The 17,506-nt window shown below is 52.8% G+C and carries 17 protein-coding genes; 7 read left to right on the forward strand and 10 right to left on the reverse strand.

Annotated features, from left to right (window positions below; all coding sequences use genetic code 11):
- The first annotated feature begins 11 nt into the window (after positions 1-11).
- The 4 genes from potH to rlmC all read left to right on the forward strand — a co-directional run bounded on the left by potH (position 12) and on the right by rlmC (position 3,774).
- The gene (potH, locus tag BJJ97_RS13975; RefSeq protein WP_039357797.1) at positions 12-977 is read left to right on the forward strand and encodes a putrescine ABC transporter permease PotH; all 966 of its coding nucleotides are present in this window, start codon (positions 12-14) and stop codon (positions 975-977) included.
- Positions 974-1,819: a putrescine ABC transporter permease PotI gene (potI, locus tag BJJ97_RS13980; RefSeq protein ID WP_039481457.1), complete on the forward strand. Its 846-nt coding sequence runs from the start codon at positions 974-976 to the stop codon at positions 1,817-1,819. The genes potH and potI overlap by 4 nt, the downstream gene beginning before the upstream one ends.
- A gap of 243 nt (positions 1,820-2,062) precedes the next feature.
- On the forward strand, positions 2,063-2,515 hold the full coding sequence (locus BJJ97_RS13985; RefSeq protein ID WP_039481454.1) for a YbjO family protein: 453 nt from the start codon (positions 2,063-2,065) through the stop codon (positions 2,513-2,515).
- 125 nt (positions 2,516-2,640) lie between these two features.
- Entirely contained in the window at positions 2,641-3,774 is a 1,134-nt protein-coding gene (rlmC, locus tag BJJ97_RS13990; RefSeq protein ID WP_095994335.1) for a 23S rRNA (uracil(747)-C(5))-methyltransferase RlmC, read from the forward strand.
- Positions 3,775-4,118: 344 nt separating this feature from the next.
- Here rlmC and artJ (BJJ97_RS13995) read toward each other — a convergent pair whose 3' ends face one another.
- From artJ (BJJ97_RS13995) to artP, 5 genes are all read right to left on the reverse strand, one after another.
- Complete coding sequence (artJ, locus tag BJJ97_RS13995) at positions 4,119-4,850, reverse strand: arginine ABC transporter substrate-binding protein (protein WP_010306608.1); 732 nt, start codon at positions 4,848-4,850, stop codon at positions 4,119-4,121.
- A gap of 348 nt (positions 4,851-5,198) precedes the next feature.
- A complete protein-coding gene (artM, locus tag BJJ97_RS14000) occupies positions 5,199-5,867 on the reverse strand; it encodes an arginine ABC transporter permease ArtM (protein ID WP_039489914.1) in 669 nt (222 codons plus the stop codon).
- On the reverse strand, positions 5,867-6,583 hold the full coding sequence (gene artQ, locus BJJ97_RS14005) for an arginine ABC transporter permease ArtQ (protein WP_015839956.1): 717 nt from the start codon (positions 6,581-6,583) through the stop codon (positions 5,867-5,869). The genes artM and artQ overlap by 1 nt, the downstream gene beginning before the upstream one ends.
- A gap of 11 nt (positions 6,584-6,594) precedes the next feature.
- On the reverse strand, positions 6,595-7,326 hold the full coding sequence (artJ, locus tag BJJ97_RS14010) for an arginine ABC transporter substrate-binding protein (RefSeq protein WP_039472655.1): 732 nt from the start codon (positions 7,324-7,326) through the stop codon (positions 6,595-6,597).
- Between the two features lie 20 nt (positions 7,327-7,346).
- Positions 7,347-8,075, reverse strand: coding sequence for an arginine ABC transporter ATP-binding protein ArtP (gene artP, locus BJJ97_RS14015; RefSeq protein ID WP_193438339.1), 729 nt, complete (start codon positions 8,073-8,075; stop codon positions 7,347-7,349).
- Positions 8,076-8,272: 197 nt separating this feature from the next.
- Here artP and BJJ97_RS14020 point away from each other — a divergent pair, with 197 nt between their 5' ends.
- On the forward strand, positions 8,273-8,596 hold the full coding sequence (locus BJJ97_RS14020; RefSeq protein WP_005967367.1) for a heavy metal-binding domain-containing protein: 324 nt from the start codon (positions 8,273-8,275) through the stop codon (positions 8,594-8,596).
- A 74-nt stretch (positions 8,597-8,670) separates the two neighbouring features.
- Positions 8,671-9,498: an N-acetylmuramoyl-L-alanine amidase gene (locus tag BJJ97_RS14025; protein ID WP_095994337.1), complete on the forward strand. Its 828-nt coding sequence runs from the start codon at positions 8,671-8,673 to the stop codon at positions 9,496-9,498.
- Here BJJ97_RS14025 and BJJ97_RS14030 read toward each other — a convergent pair.
- The 4 genes from BJJ97_RS14030 to BJJ97_RS14045 all read right to left on the reverse strand — a co-directional run bounded on the left by BJJ97_RS14030 (position 9,495) and on the right by BJJ97_RS14045 (position 15,066).
- Positions 9,495-10,931 carry a DUF2867 domain-containing protein gene (locus BJJ97_RS14030; protein WP_095994338.1) on the reverse strand — a complete coding sequence of 479 codons (1,437 nt, stop codon included), beginning with the start codon at positions 10,929-10,931 and terminating at the stop codon, positions 9,495-9,497. The two genes, BJJ97_RS14025 and BJJ97_RS14030, sit on opposite strands and share 4 nt — an antisense overlap.
- Positions 10,932-11,160: 229 nt before the next feature.
- Positions 11,161-12,186: an NADH oxidoreductase gene (hcr, locus tag BJJ97_RS14035; RefSeq protein ID WP_095994339.1), complete on the reverse strand. Its 1,026-nt coding sequence runs from the start codon at positions 12,184-12,186 to the stop codon at positions 11,161-11,163.
- Positions 12,187-12,325: 139 nt separating this feature from the next.
- A complete protein-coding gene (gene hcp / locus BJJ97_RS14040) occupies positions 12,326-13,978 on the reverse strand; it encodes a hydroxylamine reductase (RefSeq protein WP_095994340.1) in 1,653 nt (550 codons plus the stop codon).
- Between the two features lie 188 nt (positions 13,979-14,166).
- Complete coding sequence (locus BJJ97_RS14045; protein ID WP_095994341.1) at positions 14,167-15,066, reverse strand: lysine exporter LysO family protein; 900 nt, start codon at positions 15,064-15,066, stop codon at positions 14,167-14,169.
- A gap of 311 nt (positions 15,067-15,377) precedes the next feature.
- Here BJJ97_RS14045 and BJJ97_RS14050 point away from each other — a divergent pair, with 311 nt between their 5' ends.
- The gene (locus tag BJJ97_RS14050; RefSeq protein ID WP_095994342.1) at positions 15,378-17,042 is read left to right on the forward strand and encodes an ATP-dependent endonuclease; all 1,665 of its coding nucleotides are present in this window, start codon (positions 15,378-15,380) and stop codon (positions 17,040-17,042) included.
- Positions 17,043-17,158: 116 nt separating this feature from the next.
- Here the strand turns inward: BJJ97_RS14050 and cspD are convergent, their stop codons facing one another.
- The gene (gene cspD / locus BJJ97_RS14055; protein ID WP_095699219.1) at positions 17,159-17,380 is read right to left on the reverse strand and encodes a cold shock-like protein CspD; all 222 of its coding nucleotides are present in this window, start codon (positions 17,378-17,380) and stop codon (positions 17,159-17,161) included.
- Positions 17,381-17,506: the final 126 nt, after the last annotated feature.

Genomic DNA, 17,506 nt, shown 5'->3' on the forward strand with positions numbered 1-17,506 from the left:
GGAAGAATGTCATGACTTTATTTCCCGAACATAACACGGCGGAACCACCAGGCAAGGCCAGACTCTGGCTTCGTGTACTGATGGCGCGCTGGCGTCAAAAACATGGGCGCAAGCTAGTCATCGCACTGCCATATCTATGGCTGCTGCTGCTATTCATGCTGCCATTCCTGATCGTGTTCAAAATCAGTCTTGCAGAGATGGCGCGGGCGATCCCGCCTTATACCGATCTGGTCTCGTGGCTGGACGGCAAGCTGGATATTTCCCTGAACCTTGGGAACTACCTGCATTTGTTGGACGACCCGCTGTATTTCGATGCCTATATGCAATCGCTTCAGGTTGCTGCCGTGTCGACGCTGTGCTGTCTGTTTATCGGCTACCCGCTAGCCTGGGCGGTGGCGCACAGTAAACCGTCAACGCGTAATATCCTGTTGTTGCTGGTGATTCTTCCATCGTGGACGTCATTCCTGATTCGCGTCTATGCCTGGATGGGGATTCTGAAAAATAACGGTATCTTGAATAACTTCCTGCTGTGGCTGGGCGTGATCGATGAACCGTTGGTTATTCTGCATACCAATTTGGCGGTGTATATCGGCGTTGTGTATTCCTATCTGCCGTTTATGGTGCTGCCTATCTATACCGCGCTGATGCGTCTGGACTATTCGTTAGTGGAAGCGTCGTTGGATCTGGGCGCGCGGCCGCTGAAAACCTTCTTCAGCGTGATCGTCCCCTTAACGAAAGGCGGAATCATTGCGGGCTCGATGCTGGTCTTCATCCCTGCGGTGGGGGAGTACGTGATTCCAGAACTGCTCGGCGGGCCGGACAGTATTATGATTGGCCGTATCCTGTGGCAGGAATTCTTCAATAACCGCGATTGGCCAGTGGCATCTGCCGTTGCCGTCGTCATGCTGCTGCTGTTGATTATGCCGATTATCTGGTTCCACAAACATCAGAGTAAAACGGCGGAGGGTGAAGCGTGAATAATTTACCTGTCGTTCGCTCACCGTGGCGTATTGTGATTTTGGTGCTGTGCTTTACGTTCCTCTATGCGCCGATGTTGATGCTGGTGATCTACTCGTTCAACAGCTCCAAGCTGGTGACTGTATGGGCTGGCTGGTCGGCACGTTGGTACGTCGAGCTGTTCCACAATACGGCGATGATCAGCGCGGTGCTCCTGAGCCTGACGATTGCTGCCGCATCGGCCACCATGGCCGTGATTCTTGGGACGATCGCCGCCGTGGTCATGGTGCGTTTTGGTCGTTTCCGTGGCTCCAATGGGTTTGCTTTTATGCTGACGGCACCGTTGGTCATGCCAGATGTGATTACCGGTCTGTCGCTGCTGTTGCTCTTTGTCGCATTAGGGCATGCCATTGGGTGGCCAGCAGAGCGGGGGATGTTCACCATCTGGTTGGCGCACGTCACGTTCTGTACCGCGTATGTCACCGTGGTGATCAGCGCTCGCCTGCGTGAGCTGGATCGTTCGATTGAAGAAGCGGCGATGGATCTGGGTGCGAATCCGCTCAAGGTGTTCTTCATTATTACGGTGCCGATGATTGCTCCCGCGCTGTTTTCCGGCTGGCTGCTGGCGTTTACGTTGTCGCTGGACGATCTGGTTATCGCCAGTTTCGTTGCAGGGCCCGGCTCGACAACGCTGCCAATGCTGGTGTTCTCCAGCGTCAGAATGGGCGTTAATCCACAAATTAACGCGTTGGCTTCCCTGATATTGTTAGTCGTTGGTATTATTGGATTTATCGCCTGGTGGTTTATGGCGAGAGCAGAGAAGCAGCGCTATCGCGATATGCAAAAAGCGAGACGCGGCTGATTCGATCTCTCATCGTAATTTGTTAGCCTAGCGAAGATTTCCAGCAACGCCGCCAGAGTATGGGGGCGTTGCTGTTTTGTATGGCAATCAAGTTTTGTATGGCAATCAAGTTTTGTATGGCAATCAAGTTTTGTATGACGAGCAAGTTTTATATTGGCATCAGACTTTATATTGATGCTGTATTTTTAGCGGGTAAATGCCGCATGAAGGGAGAGCGTTGAAATTCTGTATATGAAGAAGGAAATAACGCAACGCAAAGTTTATGCCCCGGTACCTGTGATGGTGGCGGGGATTGCGATTATTGCTACCCGTATTTTGGGGATTCTGCTGCTTGTCTGGGAGCTAGGGTTCAGCGATTTGAGCGGCTGGATTGGCAGTAACGCGGAGTCTTGGGATTCGACGCTGGTGTTACTGCTGTCGCTGGTTATCGTCGGTGTTGAAATTCGCTGTGGCTTTGCCGTTTTGGCCGGAGTGAACGGGGGACGATGGGGCTATGTGGTCTGTCAGGCCGTCGTGGTGTGTTACCTGCTGCTGGCATCACTGAGTGAATTTATGCCGGCGATATTCCATATCTCAGGAGAGAACAACGCTGCCGTACTGCATCAACTTCTGTTGCAAAAGATCCCAGATCTTCTGGTGATTGTTTTACTGTTTCTGCCACGACGCAGTAAGCGTTTCTTTATGCGTCAGAAATAGACATTTCTCTCTTATAAGCCAATCTGGCCGCTGGCGTCGCCCATAAATCGGCAAAAGGTCGCAGGGTGACGCCATCAGAGTGATATAATCCTCGCATTCCGTATTATTTTAATAGTTAGATTTCTATGCATTGTGCCCGCTACAGCACGGGAACCTGTCGTTCCTGCCAATGGTTGGAAAAAGCCTACCCGCAGCAATTGTCTGATAAGCAACAGCACCTTGAAGGTTTGCTGCAACCGCACGCCGTGCAGTGCTGGTTGCCCGTGCAACCTTCTGCGCAGTCTGCATTTCGTAATAAAGCCAAAATGGTGGTGAGCGGCAGCGTGGAACGCCCGCTGCTGGGGATGCTGCATCGTGATGGAACGGCGGTGGATCTCTGCGATTGCCCGCTTTATCCGTCCAGCTTCGCACCGATTTTCGACGTGCTTAAAGTCTTCATCGCTCGGGCGGGACTGACGCCTTATAACGTGGCTCGACGCCGCGGGGAGCTGAAATACCTGCTGCTGACGGAAAGTACGCAGCACGGTACGTTCATGCTGCGCTTTGTCTTACGCTCGGAAACCAAGCTGGTTCAGCTGCGTGCCGCATTGCCCTGGCTACAGCAGCAGTTGCCCCAGCTTGAGGTGATATCCGCCAATATTCAGCCTGTGCATCAGGCGATTATGGAAGGGAATACGGAGATTATCCTGAGTGATGCCGCCGCGCTGGCTGAACAGTTCAATCAGGTGCCGCTGTATATCCGTCCACAAAGTTTTTTCCAGACGAACCCGCAGATGGCAGCCGCGCTGTATGCGACGGCGCGCGATTGGGTGGCAGAGCTGAATATTACCAGCATGTGGGATCTGTTTTGCGGGGTCGGGGGTTTTGGTCTGCACTGTGCATCATCGGAGATGCGTCTGACGGGCATTGAAATCAGCGCCGAGGCGATAGCCTGCGCGCGTCGCTCTGCGGAACAGTTAGGATTGAAGCAGGTGGAGTTTCAGGCGCTGGATTCGACGCAGTTCGCGATAGCTAAAGCGGAAATTCCAGATCTGGTATTAGTCAATCCGCCACGCCGCGGTATTGGTAGTGAACTGTGCGCCTACCTGAGTCGCATGGCACCGGACTATATTCTCTATTCCAGCTGTAACGCGGAAAGCATGGCGAAAGACATGACCGAGCTGACGAATTACCGTGCGTTGCGCGTACAGCTGTTCGACATGTTCCCGCATACGGCGCACTACGAAGTTCTGACGTTATTGAAGCGTGAGGATGGCTAAGGCAAAGTCAGGACATCTGAATACTTTACGGTGTTTGCTACCGTAGGCGTAAAAAGTGGAAGTGTAGAACCGTATTGATAAAACCATTTGCGGAACGAGAACGGTGATAATGGAATAGAAGAGTAAAGCATTTGCGCCATGGACAAAAACGTCAGGAACGTTTTTGAACGTAGCTAGCGACGGCCCTGCAAGGGTGAATCTCAGGGATGAGATTCATATCTGCGCAATCCGAGCGTACAGGGACGTATTTACAGCGTCTTTACGATCTATCCATTATCACCGCGCTACGCACTTTATCGACATCTTAACGCGGTGCATTCACACCGCGCTACGCGAAGTGAACCTTATTGCGGGAACCACTTGTCGTTGATGGTTTTGTACGTGCCGTCCGCTTTGATGGCGTCCAGCGCTTTATTCAGTTTCTCCAGCAGCGCTTTGTCATCAGGACGAACGGCGATACCTAATCCGGTGCCGAAGTATTCCGCATCAGTCACGTGTTCGCCAACCGTTGCCAGTTCAGGGTTCGTCTTGATCCACTCGTTGACGACAGCGGTATCACCGAATACACCATCAATACGACCGTTTTTCAGATCCAGTACCGCGTTCTGGTAACTGTCATAAGAAACGGTTTGCACTTCCGGGTGCTTATCGTGCATGTACTTCTGGTGCGTCGTGCCGTTTTCCATACCAATGCGTTTGCCCTTCATCGCGGCAAAGTCGCTGAATTTCCCTTTTTGCGCGATAACCACGGCTGAGTTGGCATAGTAAGGCTGCGTGAACGCGACCTGCTTGCTGCGCTCTGGGGTGATATCCATACCGGAAATCACCGCATCATAGCGGCGGAATTTCAGAGCAGGGATCAGGCTGTCAAACGCCTGATTGGTGAACGTACAGGTCGCCTGCATTTGCTTACACAGCGCTTTCGCCAGATCCATATCGAAACCGACGATTTCGTTGCTGGCATCCAATGACTCAAATGGCGGGTAGGTAGCTGATGATGCAAAACGGATGGTGTCTGCGGCGGTGGCGCTGAAGGCGATTCCTGCCAGTAACGTGGCGAGCACTAATTTTTTCATTACCTACTCCTGTCTGTTTTTCTTATAGTGCATACCCGTCATACTTCAAGTTGCATGTGCGTTGGCTGCGTTCACGCACCCGAATCACTTACCTGAGTAAGCTCATCGGGATGCCTTCTCTTGCCGCCTTCCTGAAACTCGAATTATTTAGGGTATGAATATATGTGCGGAAGAGTTCCGACGTCATGGCGATTACCATGCCATTTATTGAATTTATATGCAATTAAAATGATTAATAAGTCGGTTTGTTGTATGTTTTTACATCAGAAGGTAATGGGCAGGGATGGCTCGCCATAAAAAAAGCAGGCTATCAAAGCCTGCTTTCTAAGTGGATAAATACGATAAGGATTAATTACGGCGTTCGAATGCCAGAGAACGACGCTCGACCCAGCGCATCAGTAGTGTCAGTAACCCGTTGACGCACAGGTAGATAATCCCAGCGGCACCAAACACCATCACATCATACGTCCGGCCGTACATCAGTTGGCTGTAGCCCATGACTTCCATCAACGTGATGGTGTAAGCCAGTGAGGTACTCTTAAACACCAGCACCACTTCATTTGAATAAGAAGACAGCGCGCGTTTAAACGCGAACGGCAGCAAAATACGCAATGTCTGCTTCTGATCCATGCCCAACGCGGCACAGGATTGCCACTGTCCGGCGGGGATCGCTTTTACCGCACCATAGAACAGCTGCGTAGTATAAGCCGCACTATTGAGCGCTAGCGCCACCATTGCACACAGCCACGGCTGCGAAAGCAGGCTCCATAGCCAGGGGATTTGCTGGATAGAGGTAAATTGCCCTGGCCCGTAGTAAATCAGAAAGATTTGCACCAGCAGCGGCGTACCGGTAAACAGCGTAATGTAGCCTTTCGCCAACAGCGATATGACCGGCGTTTTGAGCGTCAGCACCACAGTCAGCAGCAGTGATAACACCAGCGCCACGACGATGGAGACAGCGGTTAAGGTCAAGCTGGTATGCAGGCCTTTTACTAGCTCAGGTAAATAAGCGAGCATCAGGAAGGCCTCCGCTCAAAACGCGTGGTGCGCAGTTCAATGCGTTTCAGCACATACTGACTTAACAGCGTAATAATCAAATAGATCGCCGCCGCGACAACGTACCAAGTGAAGGGCTCCTGCGTCCGTGTCGCAATACTTTTGGTTTGCAGCATCAAATCGTTCACGCTGATCAGCGATACCAGCGCGGTATCTTTCAGCAATACCAGCCACTGATTGCCCAATCCCGGCAGGGCGTGCCGCCACATCTGCGGCATGATCAGACGGAAAAAGATCGCGGATTTACTGAGCCCTAACGCCTGACCTGATTCCCATTGCCCTTGCGGAACCGCTTTCAGCGCACCGCGCAGCGTTTGGGAGGCGTAGGCAGCATACAGCAGCGCCAGCGCAATCACGCCGCACAGGAATGGGCTGATTTCAAACATGCCGATATCCAGTTTTACCGGAATCTGCACGATGAAGAGATTCAGGGTAAACCCGTCTGCCAGCATCATCAGCAGCTGAGAAGAGCCGAAATAGATAAACAGCACGACCAGAATTTCTGGCAAGCCGCGCAGCAGCGTCACGACGGCGGTTCCCGTCCAGCTAACAGCTTTCCAGCGGACAGTTTCCCAAACGGCAAACAGCATCGCCAGCACGAGGCCGAGCACCAGTGCACAAACGGCAAGGCCGACGGTCATCCCAGCGGCGCTTGCAAGAGGTTGAAATTCAATCATTGAGCGTCAGATTACTGCTGGAACCATTTTTTGTAGATGGTCTCGTAAGTGCCATCCTGCTTGATTTTGTTGAGCGCAGTGTCGAATTTCTTCAGCAGCTCATCATTGTTCTGGCGCACGGCGATGCCCAGACCGATACCGAAGTAACCTTTATCCGTCACTTTCTGACCCACGGTTGCCAGCGCATCGTTCTGTTTCAGCCATTCGTTAACCACAGCGGTGTCACCGAACACGGCATCCAGACGACCATTTTTCAGGTCCAGCACGGCATTCTGGTAGCTGTCGTAAGGCACAGTTTTAATATCGCTATGCTTTTCCATCAGGTATTTCTGGTGGGTGGTGCCATTCTGTACGCCAACGCGTTTGCCTGTCAGCGCGGCGATATCGGCCACTTTCCCTTTCTGGGCAATAAACTGAGCGGAGTTGTCATAGTAAGGCTGGGTGAACGACACCTGCTGCTGACGCTCAGGGGTAATATCCATTCCCGCGATGACAGCTTCGAAACGACGGAATTTCAGGCCGGGGATCAGGCTGTCGAAAGCCTGATTGCTGAACGTACAGGTCGCCTGCATTTCTTTGCACAGTGCATTCGCCAGATCGATATCAAAACCTTGGATCTGGTTATTGGCATCGACAAATTCGAACGGAGGGTAGGAGGCTTCAGTCGCGAAACGGATAGTGTCTGCGGCATTAGCAGAGGCCGCACCAACGGCGAATAAGGCTGCAACAATCAATTTTTTCATTATCATTTTCCTGATAGTAATCAATGTGACAAATAGCCAGCGAATTCAGGCGTCTGCGGCTGGGTAAAGTGCGTCGCATCCCCTTGTTCAACGATGCGGCCGTTTTCCATATACACCACACGGCTGGCCGTTTTACGGGCAAATTCAACTTCGTGGGTCACAATCACCTGCGTAATCCCGGTTTCTGCCAATTCACGGATGATGTTGACAACCTGAGCGGTAATTTCTGGATCCAGCGCGGCAGTCGGTTCATCAAACAGTAGAACCTGAGGTTCCATCATCAGCGCACGGGCAATCGCGACACGCTGTTGCTGTCCGCCAGAAAGATGAAGAGGGAAGCGATCGGCAAAGTCATTGAGGCGCAGGCGCGTGAGCAGCTTGTCTGCCCGCGCTTTCGCTTCTTCCTTACTCAGCCCCAGCACGCGGCAGGGCGCTTCGATCAGGTTCTGCACCACGGTCAAATGCGGCCACAAATTATATTGCTGAAACACCATCCCGACATTCTGACGCAATTCACGGATCGCGTTGTCAGATGGCGTGCGCTGAAAATCAAACTGATTACCGGCGATGGAAAGCTTGCCAGAACGTGGCATTTCCAACAGATTAAGAACGCGTATCAGCGAGCTCTTTCCCGCACCGCTGGGACCAAGAAGAACCAGCGTTTCACCCGCAGGACAATCGAGGGTGATATCAAATAGCGCCTGGTATGTACCGTAGAAACAGTTAATGCCGTTTAGTTGAATACTCATGCGTAAGAATTGAATAGACATTGATGCGGCGAATGTTAACGTCGGCAGAATAGTTATGCAATCACCGTGGGTTAAAATTTGCCAATAAGCGATTTGTTGGTTAAATAATAGCACAAAATAGTGACTTACCGCTGAGCTCGCGCTTTCTCATCAGCAGCGCTGAGCATTGACATTAAAAAGCAGTGAAAGGAGACGACATGCAATTATCCACTACGCCGAATCTGGAAGGCTTCACCATTACTGAATATTGTGGCGTCGTGACTGGCGAAGCCATTCTGGGCGCGAACATCTTCCGTGACTTTTTTGCCAGTATTCGCGATGTCGTCGGCGGCCGGTCTGGTGCCTATGAGAAGGAGCTACGTAAGGCGCGGCAAATTGCGTTCAAAGAGTTACAGGAGCAGGCCGAAGATTTAGGAGCGAATGCCATTGTGGGCATCGATCTTGACTATGAAACTGTCGGGAAGGATGGCAGCATGCTGATGGTGACCGTTAGCGGTACCGCAGTAAAAGTTCGTCGCTAGCAGCGAGAATCGCCTGGATAAGAGGGTGAGTTGGCGAAGAGATGGTGTGGAAGAACGTATAGAGTGGAATAACGATGTTGAAATGGATGGTCTGCATAGCGTTGGGGCTGTTGGCGGGTTGCCAATCAGCTTCCTCGCTGAAAGAACAGAATAATTATGTGCTGGAGACCGCATTGCAATCTCGGGCGCAGGAATCCCGTATCCGCTTTCTGGTGATTCACTATACGGCGGAAGATTTTGCCACCTCACTGAATATTCTGACGGATGATCACGTCAGCGCCCATTATCTGATTCCAGCACACCCACCTCTGCGGCGCGGCAAGCCGCTTGCCTGGCAACTGGTGCCGGAGTCTCAGGCTGCCTGGCATGCGGGAGCCAGTAGCTGGCGTGGATTTAGTCGACTGAATAATTCCTCGATTGGTATTGAGATCGAAAACGCAGGCTATCAACGCACGCTAACGGGCTATACGTGGGAGCCGTTCACTGCCTCGCAGATTCAGCTCGTGACTGCGATCGCCCGCGATATTGTCGATCTCTATCGGATTGCGCCGCGGAACGTGGTGGCACACAGCGATATTGCCCCACAGCGGAAACAAGACCCTGGGCCGTTGTTCCCCTGGCAGACTCTGGCACAAGCGGGCATTGGTGCCTGGCCGGATGCGCAGCAGGTCGCGTTCTATTTGAACGGACGGCTGCCATTGCAGCCAGTAGATGAAGCGGTTCTACTGGAAAAGCTGGGGCGCTATGGCTACTCGGTGCAGGACACGATGACCGCGCGTGAGAAGCGGCAGGTGATTGCCGCTTTCCAGATGCATTTCCGCCCCGAGAACTATCAAGGTCAGCCAGATGCGCAGAGTGAAGCGATTGTCGACGCGCTGCTGGAGAAATACGGCAGCCGCTAAACCGTTTCCTTCTCTGCCAGTTTCGCAATACGCGCCGCCATACCACGGAAGATAAACAGGTGAGCGGGCATCATCAGAAACCAGTAGACCAGTCCGTTGAACCCAGAAGGGTGCCAGCGGGCGCGCACATCCACCGTTCGGTGGGTGCCCTTATCGGTGATGGTAAAGTTGAGTTTACCCAGTCCCGGTGCTTTCATGCCGAATAACAACACTAGCTGACGCTGTGGCTTGATCGAGATAACCTTCCAGCCATCAATCTTGTCGCCCACTTCCAGCGTTGGGCGCTCGGGGCGTCCGTAAGTGACACGGTTGCCGCACAGATCGTCGAGCCGGGCGCGGATATTCCACAGCGTATTGGCGTAAAAATAGCCTTCTTTGCCACCGACCTGCTGGATGACCTGCCAGAGCGCCTGACTGGACGCGGGCGTCTCCATCGTATGGCCCGCCTGTTTGGGGTAAAAACCGTAATTTGGCTTCCAGCGCGCGCGAACCTCGGTGTCATCGCCCCAGTCCGCACGCTGTACGCTCTCCATTTCGCTTTGCAGCGTGAGACGCACGGCGTCATCAAAGCTCATCAGCGTTTGTGGGATCAATGCCTGGAGTTCGCGGCCATCGGCCTGTAAGTCGTGTTTTAACCCCTGAATCAGCGCGCGGGCGATGGATGGAGGGACTGATGTCACCAGATGTAAGAACCAGACAGATACCAGATGCGTCGGCATGGGAACGGGAATCAGCAATCTGCGTTTGCCGCTGATCTGAATGAAACGCTCGAACATGGTCTGGTAGCTGATGTATTCGGGGCCTGCGGCGTCCATGATGCGGTTTTCTGTCGCGGGGTGCTGCGCGATGCCGATCAGATACACCAGCAGGTTTTCCAGCGCAATGGGGGACGATTTAGAACGCACCCAGCGTGGCGGCGTCAGTATCGGCAGGTTATAGACCATATCGCGCATAATCTCGAACGCCGCCGAACCGGTACCGATAATAATGCCCGCACGCAGCTCTGTGACGGGAATACCGCTGCTGCGTAAAACATCTCCCGTGATCTGGCGTGCTTGCATGTGCGGTGAGGTATCGTCTTTCGCCTGAAGCGATCCCAGATAGATAATCTGTTTTACGCGGCTGGAGGCCAGTGCTAGCAGCAGGTTCATAGCGGTCATTCGTTCTCTTGCGACGAAATTCGCACCGTCGCCCATGCTGTGCACCAGATAATAGATCGTCTCCGCGCCCCACAGACCATCAGGCAGGTTTTCTGGCTTAGCGAGATCAACCTGTTGGCAGTCGACGCCTGGCCAATTTCGTGACGCGAGGGATTCGATATTCCGACCGGCAGCGATGACTCGATTGCCTTGTTTGCTCAACCGCTCGGTTAAATGGCGGCCAATGTAGCCAGTTGCGCCCAGAATCAAGATCGGGGCTGAGGGGGATGTCATGTGCCAGCGGCTCCACAGCAAGATATAACCATGGCTTACTATAATCGGGAAAAGGCAAATCTGGAAAAGACAAATCGAGAAAAGACGAATCGGGAAAAGACAAATGGGGAAAGGGCAAAAAGCGATGAAAAATAGGGATTAATACTCGCCTGAAACCACGCGTAATTTAACACGGCCTACCTGCCCGATAGCCGAGGCTACCGGGCAGAAGGGGTAAAGCGAGGGCGTATCAGGCCAGAACGGTGTCGCCTTGCAACTGGCAACTACAAGCCAAAACATAGCCCTGTTCGATCTCGGCTGGTGTTAGCGTCATGGTACTGCTGGTGGTGTAATTACCGGATAGCACGCGGGTTTTACAGCTCCCGCAAACACCGGCGCGGCAGGCGGCGACAACCGGCACCTTATTGGCTTCCAGTGCGGCCAGCAGACTGATACCTACCGGAACGCGCAGGTTTTTCAGCGGACGGCTGATGGTCAGCGTGAGCTGATCGGCATCTTCATCCAGTACTTCATCTGCCGGGCGGAATTGTTCTTTGAAGATGCGGTTTGAGGCAACACCAAGCTGCTGGCTCAGGGTCTCAATCTGATTCATGTACGGCGCTGGGCCGCAGGTCATCACGGTGCGGCTGGCGATATCCGGCACGTGTTCGATCAGCAGGTCGCCGCTGATGCGTCCAGAGAGAAAACCGGGCGTAGCGTCAAACTCTGCCATTAGCGTCAGATGCAGTTGCTGCGGATAACGCTGCACCAGATCCTGCCATTCTTTGGCGAAGATCACCTGCAACGGATTGCGCACGTTGAAAATAACGTGAATATCGGTTTGCGGTTTGTTTGCCAGCAGCCAGCGGCACATCGACATAATCGGCGTGACGCCACAGCCTGCCGCCGCCATCAGGTAGCGATCGCTGATTGCGTTGGCGCAGGTAAACTCGCCTTGTGCATCGGACAGCCACAGATAGTCACCGACTTTCAACGCTTGGGTCAGCCAACGGGAGCCGACACCGTCGTCCAGTCTTCTTACCGTCAAGGTAATAAAGCGGCTGAGGCCCGGTGAAGAAGAAATCGTATAAGCCCGTAGCGTCTCCGCGCTGTTGGCAATGCTGACTAACGCATACTGACCCGGCTGATACGGATAAAAATCATGATTAACCAGTGAAATCGTCCAGACATCAGGCGTTTCCCGAGTAATCGAATGTACCTGCATGCGGTTAGAGCAAAGCGGTGTCGGCCCAATCTGTAGTGCGGGCATGGTCATAATCAATCTCCATAACAAACGGGTACGGTGAAGCGTGTAAAAATGGCGGCCCATAAGACACTGGGCTGAGCGTGAGGCATCAATGCCGACACCTCACGCTGCGTGACGAGGAACGCGCTCCTCCGTCCGCATTGATTCATCAAGCGGCCAGAATGGTGTTCATGTCCTGTTCAACGGTGGTAATTGCTCGCATACCGAATTTGTCGTTCAGAATGGCAAGCAGGTTTTCCGTCAGGAAGCCCGGTGCCGTTGGCCCGGTGTAGATATTCTTCACGCCGAGGGACAGCAGGGTGAGCAGGATGACAATTGCTTTCTGTTCAAACCAAGACAGCACCAGACTCAGCGGCAGGTCGTTCACGCCACAGCCCAGTTTCTCCGCCAGCTTAACGGCCAGAATAATTGCCGCGTAGGCGTCATTACATTGGCCGACATCCAGCAGACGTGGCAGGCCTTCCAGCGTACCGAAGTCCAGTTTGTTGAAACGGTATTTACCACAGGCCAGCGTCATGATCAGGCAATCTTGCGGAACGTTCAGCGTAAAGTCCGTGAAGTAGCTACGTTCTTCACGGCTACCGTCACATCCGCCAACCAGGAAGACATGGCGCAGCTTTTTCTGTGCAACCAGATCGATAACGGTATCCGCGGCGCTCAACAGTGTTTCACGACCAAAACCGACGGTGATCATGTGCTCGATTTCGCTGTATGGGAAACCGGCCAGACCCTGTGCCTGTTCGATAACTGGGCTGAAATCGTCGCCTTCCAGGTGGTTCACGCCCGGCCAGCCAACGATGCTGCGCGTCCAGATGCGGTCGCCGTAGTTACCCACGTTTGGATCGATAATACAGTTGGAGGTCATGACGATTGCGCCAGGGAATTTGGCAAACTCAGTCTGCTGGTTCTGCCAGCCGCTGCCGTAGTTGCCTGCCAGATGCGTGAATTTTTTCAGCTCTGGGTAACCGTGCGCAGGCAGCATTTCACCGTGGGTATAAATATTTACGCCAGTGCCTTCGGTTTGCTCCAGCAGCATGCGCAGATCTTTCAGGTCATGACCCGAAATCAGAATCGCTTTACCCGCAATTGGGCGGACGTTAACGGAGGTCGGCTGTGGATGGCCGTAAGCATTAGTCTCGCCATGGTCAAGGATCGCCATGACGTTGAAGTTCATTTTACCGATGCCCATTGCGTTGTTCAGCAGGGTGTCAACATCGGATGGCTGTGTACCCAGCCATGCCATGAAAGCATGGTATTCGGCATAGATCGCGTTGTCATACTGACCGAGAACGTGGGCGTGTTCCATGTAGGCCGCTGCGCCTTTCAGGCCGTAAAGGTTGAGCATGCGCAAGCCATGAACGTCGTCACCGACGCTGGCTTTATCGCTGTCCAGCGCAAAATCTGCTGCCTGTTGCAGTAAGGTCGGAATATCGTTGCCCGCCAGTTGCAGGGCTGCCATTGGATGATCCACGGTCGCGGTCGCGTCATGCAGACGGCAGCGAACAGCCAGCGACTCACGCAGTGTAATGGCTTCCTGTGCGTAGCCAATAATGCGTTGTGAATCGAAGTTAACGTTGGTCAACGTAGAGAAGAAGGCGCGTGGCGCAAAGTTGTCGACATCGTGATCGATGATATCCAACTCGCGCGCTTTCAGCGCCCAGGCAGAAAGCCCTTGCAGCACAGCGACCAGCAGGTCTTGCAGATCGGAGGTTTCTGCGGTTTTGCCGCACATGCCCTGCGCGTAAGAGCAGCCGTTTCCAACAGGGGTACGAATCGTTTGTTCACATTGCACACAAAACATAATGACTTCCTTTTTTAAGTTGCATTTTAAATGCTTGTTTAAAGCATAGTGTTAGCCGAGGCAGGTAAAAAGGCTTTTTTACTGCAACTTTAGGTAAATTTGATTTAGCGCAAGTTTGGTGATGGGCAATGAAAATCACTCTCAATCACAGCCCATAAACGAGGGGAGAAACGGTGTTCAGTGTGCGCTTATGAAGAAAATAACGCCATCAATATGGGAGCCGCGAGACTTAATAAGAAACCATGTACGATGGCAGCAGGCACGACATCAATACCCGCGCTGCGCTGCAAAACGGGCAGCGTGAAATCCATCGAGGTTGCACCACAAAGGCCTAATGCACTGGAGCGATTACGCTGTGCCAACACGGGAACCAGCATAATCGCCAATAGCTCGCGAGTCAGATCGTTGAAAAACGCGGTGCTGCCGATGACGGGCCCGAGGGCATCGGTCAGCAAAATGCCTGACAGTGAATACCATCCATAGCCGGATGCCATCGCCAGACCGGTTTTCAGCGGCAGACCCAGAATCCACGCGGCCAGCAGGCCACCACCGAGCGCACTGATACCGACGATAAGCGCGATGACCAGACCGCGACGGTTTAATACGATTTGGCGCAGCGTCATCCCGCTGTTACGCAGTTGAATGCCCACCAGAAAGAGCAGGAAGATCAGGGCATATTCGCTGCCTTTACTGGCGTAGGTGAATCCCGGCCATTGCGTTAAGCCCAGCAAAAAACCACCGAATACCACGCCACAGAGTTTGAACGATTCAAGGATCATCCGCAGTCTGGACGGCGGAGTCGCGTCTTTGTACTTGCTACGCCATGCGCTGCGTTTTTCCCACAGCCACAAGGCAATGCCGTTTGCCGCGACAATACAGAAGGCGAAGACGGCGGTGTAGCGGAAGATCAGTAACAAATTGCTGCTGAGATTTTCCAGAAAAGCCAGGCTTATGCCCATCAAAAACAGAATAACGTACACCATCCAACTCAGCAGTTGGTTAATCAGCTGTAATCCTTTTTTGCCGCGCAGCGGTACCAGATAGCCAATGATGAGCGGTAATAAAATAATTAATAATCCTGAATACATCACAGAATTGATGTCCTTACGCGAGAAAAACGGCGCTAACCCGTATTTTAGGATTGGCGGGGATTGCCGTAGTTAAACCATGAGGCTTTTCTTCTTCAGTTCTACCCCGATAGGCATCGACACGGCGGAAACACAAACCGTGTGTTGACAACATCGCGGGATTCATCGGCTACACTTGGCGGGAAGAAAAACGATAATCTATTAAAATTAAACAAATTATCGGGGTGAGTAAAGCGCTGTCTGGCAGGATATTCTATACAGTGAGCATTTTTGCAGCAGAAACGCGCAGGCCGCTGCTAAAGGAGGGAAAGATGCATCTGGAAAGTATTGAAATCCTGGGGTTTCGGGGAATTAATCGTCTGTCGCTGACGCTAGACGAGAACAACGTACTGATTGGTGAGAACGCCTGGGGGAAATCAAGCCTGCTGGATGCGCTCTCGCTGCTGCTGGCACCGACGCTACCACTTTATCATTTTGATATGCAGGATTTTCACTTCACGCCGGGAGATGAAAATAGTCGGGAAAAGCATCTTCAGGTTATTTTCACGTTTTGCGAGACGGCACCCGGCCATCATTTATCTCCTCGCTACCGTTCGCTTAGTCCCGTTTGGGTGGAAGGCGATGCGTCGCTATACCGCGTTTTTTATCGGTTGGAAGGTGAAGTGGACGAAAGCCAGTCGGTCTTCACCTGGCGCAGCTTTCTGGACGCTGACGGGCACCCGATACCGCTGGATGATATTGATGAACTGGCCAGAGAGATTATCCGCCTGCATCCGGTGCTGCGGCTGCGTGATGCGCGTTTTATGCGGCGCCTGCGTTCCGGGACGTTGGCCGCGACGTTAGATAACAGCAATGAAAAGCTGGCTCAGCAGTTCGAGCAACTGATGCGCGAGCTGGTACAAAATCCGCAGAAGCTGACGGATAAAGAACTGCGTCAGGGGCTGGTGGCGATGCGGCAACTGCTGGAGCACTATTTTTCCGAGCAGAACGCCACGGGTAACGACCGACGCCATCATCGGCATGCACGAACGCACAACGGTAAATCGTGGCGATCGCTGGATAACATCAATCGCCTGATTGCCGATCCTAATAGCCGCAGTCGCCGAATTATCCTGCTGGAATTGTTTTCTACGCTGTTACAGGCGAAAGGGTCAGTTGCGTTAGATCCCCATGCGCGTCCGCTCTTGCTGATTGAAGATCCAGAAACCCGGCTGCACCCGATTATGCTATCCGTCGCCTGGGGGCTTCTGGTGCAGTTGCCACTCCAAAAGGTCACCACAACGAATTCAGGCGAGCTGCTGTCGCTGGTGCCGATGGAGCAGGTGTGCCGTCTGGTGCGTGAATCCTCACGGGTGGCGACATACCGCATTGGTCGTCAGGGGATGAATGCGGAAGACAGCCGACGCATTGCGTTTCACATTCGTATGAATAGACCCGCATCACTCTTTGCCCGCTGCTGGCTGCTGGTGGAAGGGGAAACCGAAGTCTGGATGCTGAATGAACTGGCGCGCCAATGCGGACACCATTTTGAGGCGGAAGGGGTGAAAGTGATTGAATTTGCCCAGTCAGGGCTCCGGCCATTGCTGAGGTTCGCACGTCATATGGGGATTGAATGGCATGTGCTGGTTGATGGTGACGACGCGGGGAAAAAATATGCCGCAACGGCAAAAAGCATGTTAACCGCACAGGGCGAAAGCGAGCGCGATCATTTGACCGTCTTGCCCGCATCGGACATGGAACACTACATGTATCGTGAGGGATTCAGCCACGTTTATCACCGCATCGCGCAGTTACCGGAGAAAGTGCCGCTCTCGATGCATAAAATCATCATCAAGGCGATCCATCGTTCATCCAAGCCCGATTTGGCGATTGAAGTGGCGATGGAAGCCGCAGCGATGGGCAACGAGGCAATCCCACCGCTTATTCGCAGCATGTTCTCCCGCGTGCTGTGGTTGGCCCGCGGGCGTGCAGATTAACAGTCTCTACAAATAAAAAAATGCCGCTCGATATAACGAACGGCATTTGTCGCATTATAGTCATTTTACGGTTTAGCGTAGTGTGTTCTGAGTCGATGTGTAGGGTGTAGAAAGGGTCAGGATACGGCCTCGGCGATTTGTGGCACGATCAGGCAGGCATGATTGCCTTTTGGCCCTTGATGAACATCAAACCTGACAACCTGCCCGGCTTTCAGAGTCCGGTAGCCATCCATTTGAATGGTTGAGTAGTGCGCGAAGATATCGTCACCGCCCCCTTCTGGACAGATAAAACCAAACCCTTTGGCATTATTGAACCATTTAACAGTACCTGTCTCCATGCATTGACATCCTTCGCAAGAGTATTCTTTTCAGTAAGGTGTGGTTATTTGGTTACTACGAATACGAATTGATTAAAACCCCATCAATTCATCCGTACACTTTAGTGAAATCGATCTCGGCGTCAA

The sequence above is a fragment of the Pectobacterium polaris genome (genome assembly GCF_002307355.1).
GTDB lineage: Bacteria > Pseudomonadota > Gammaproteobacteria > Enterobacterales > Enterobacteriaceae > Pectobacterium > Pectobacterium polare.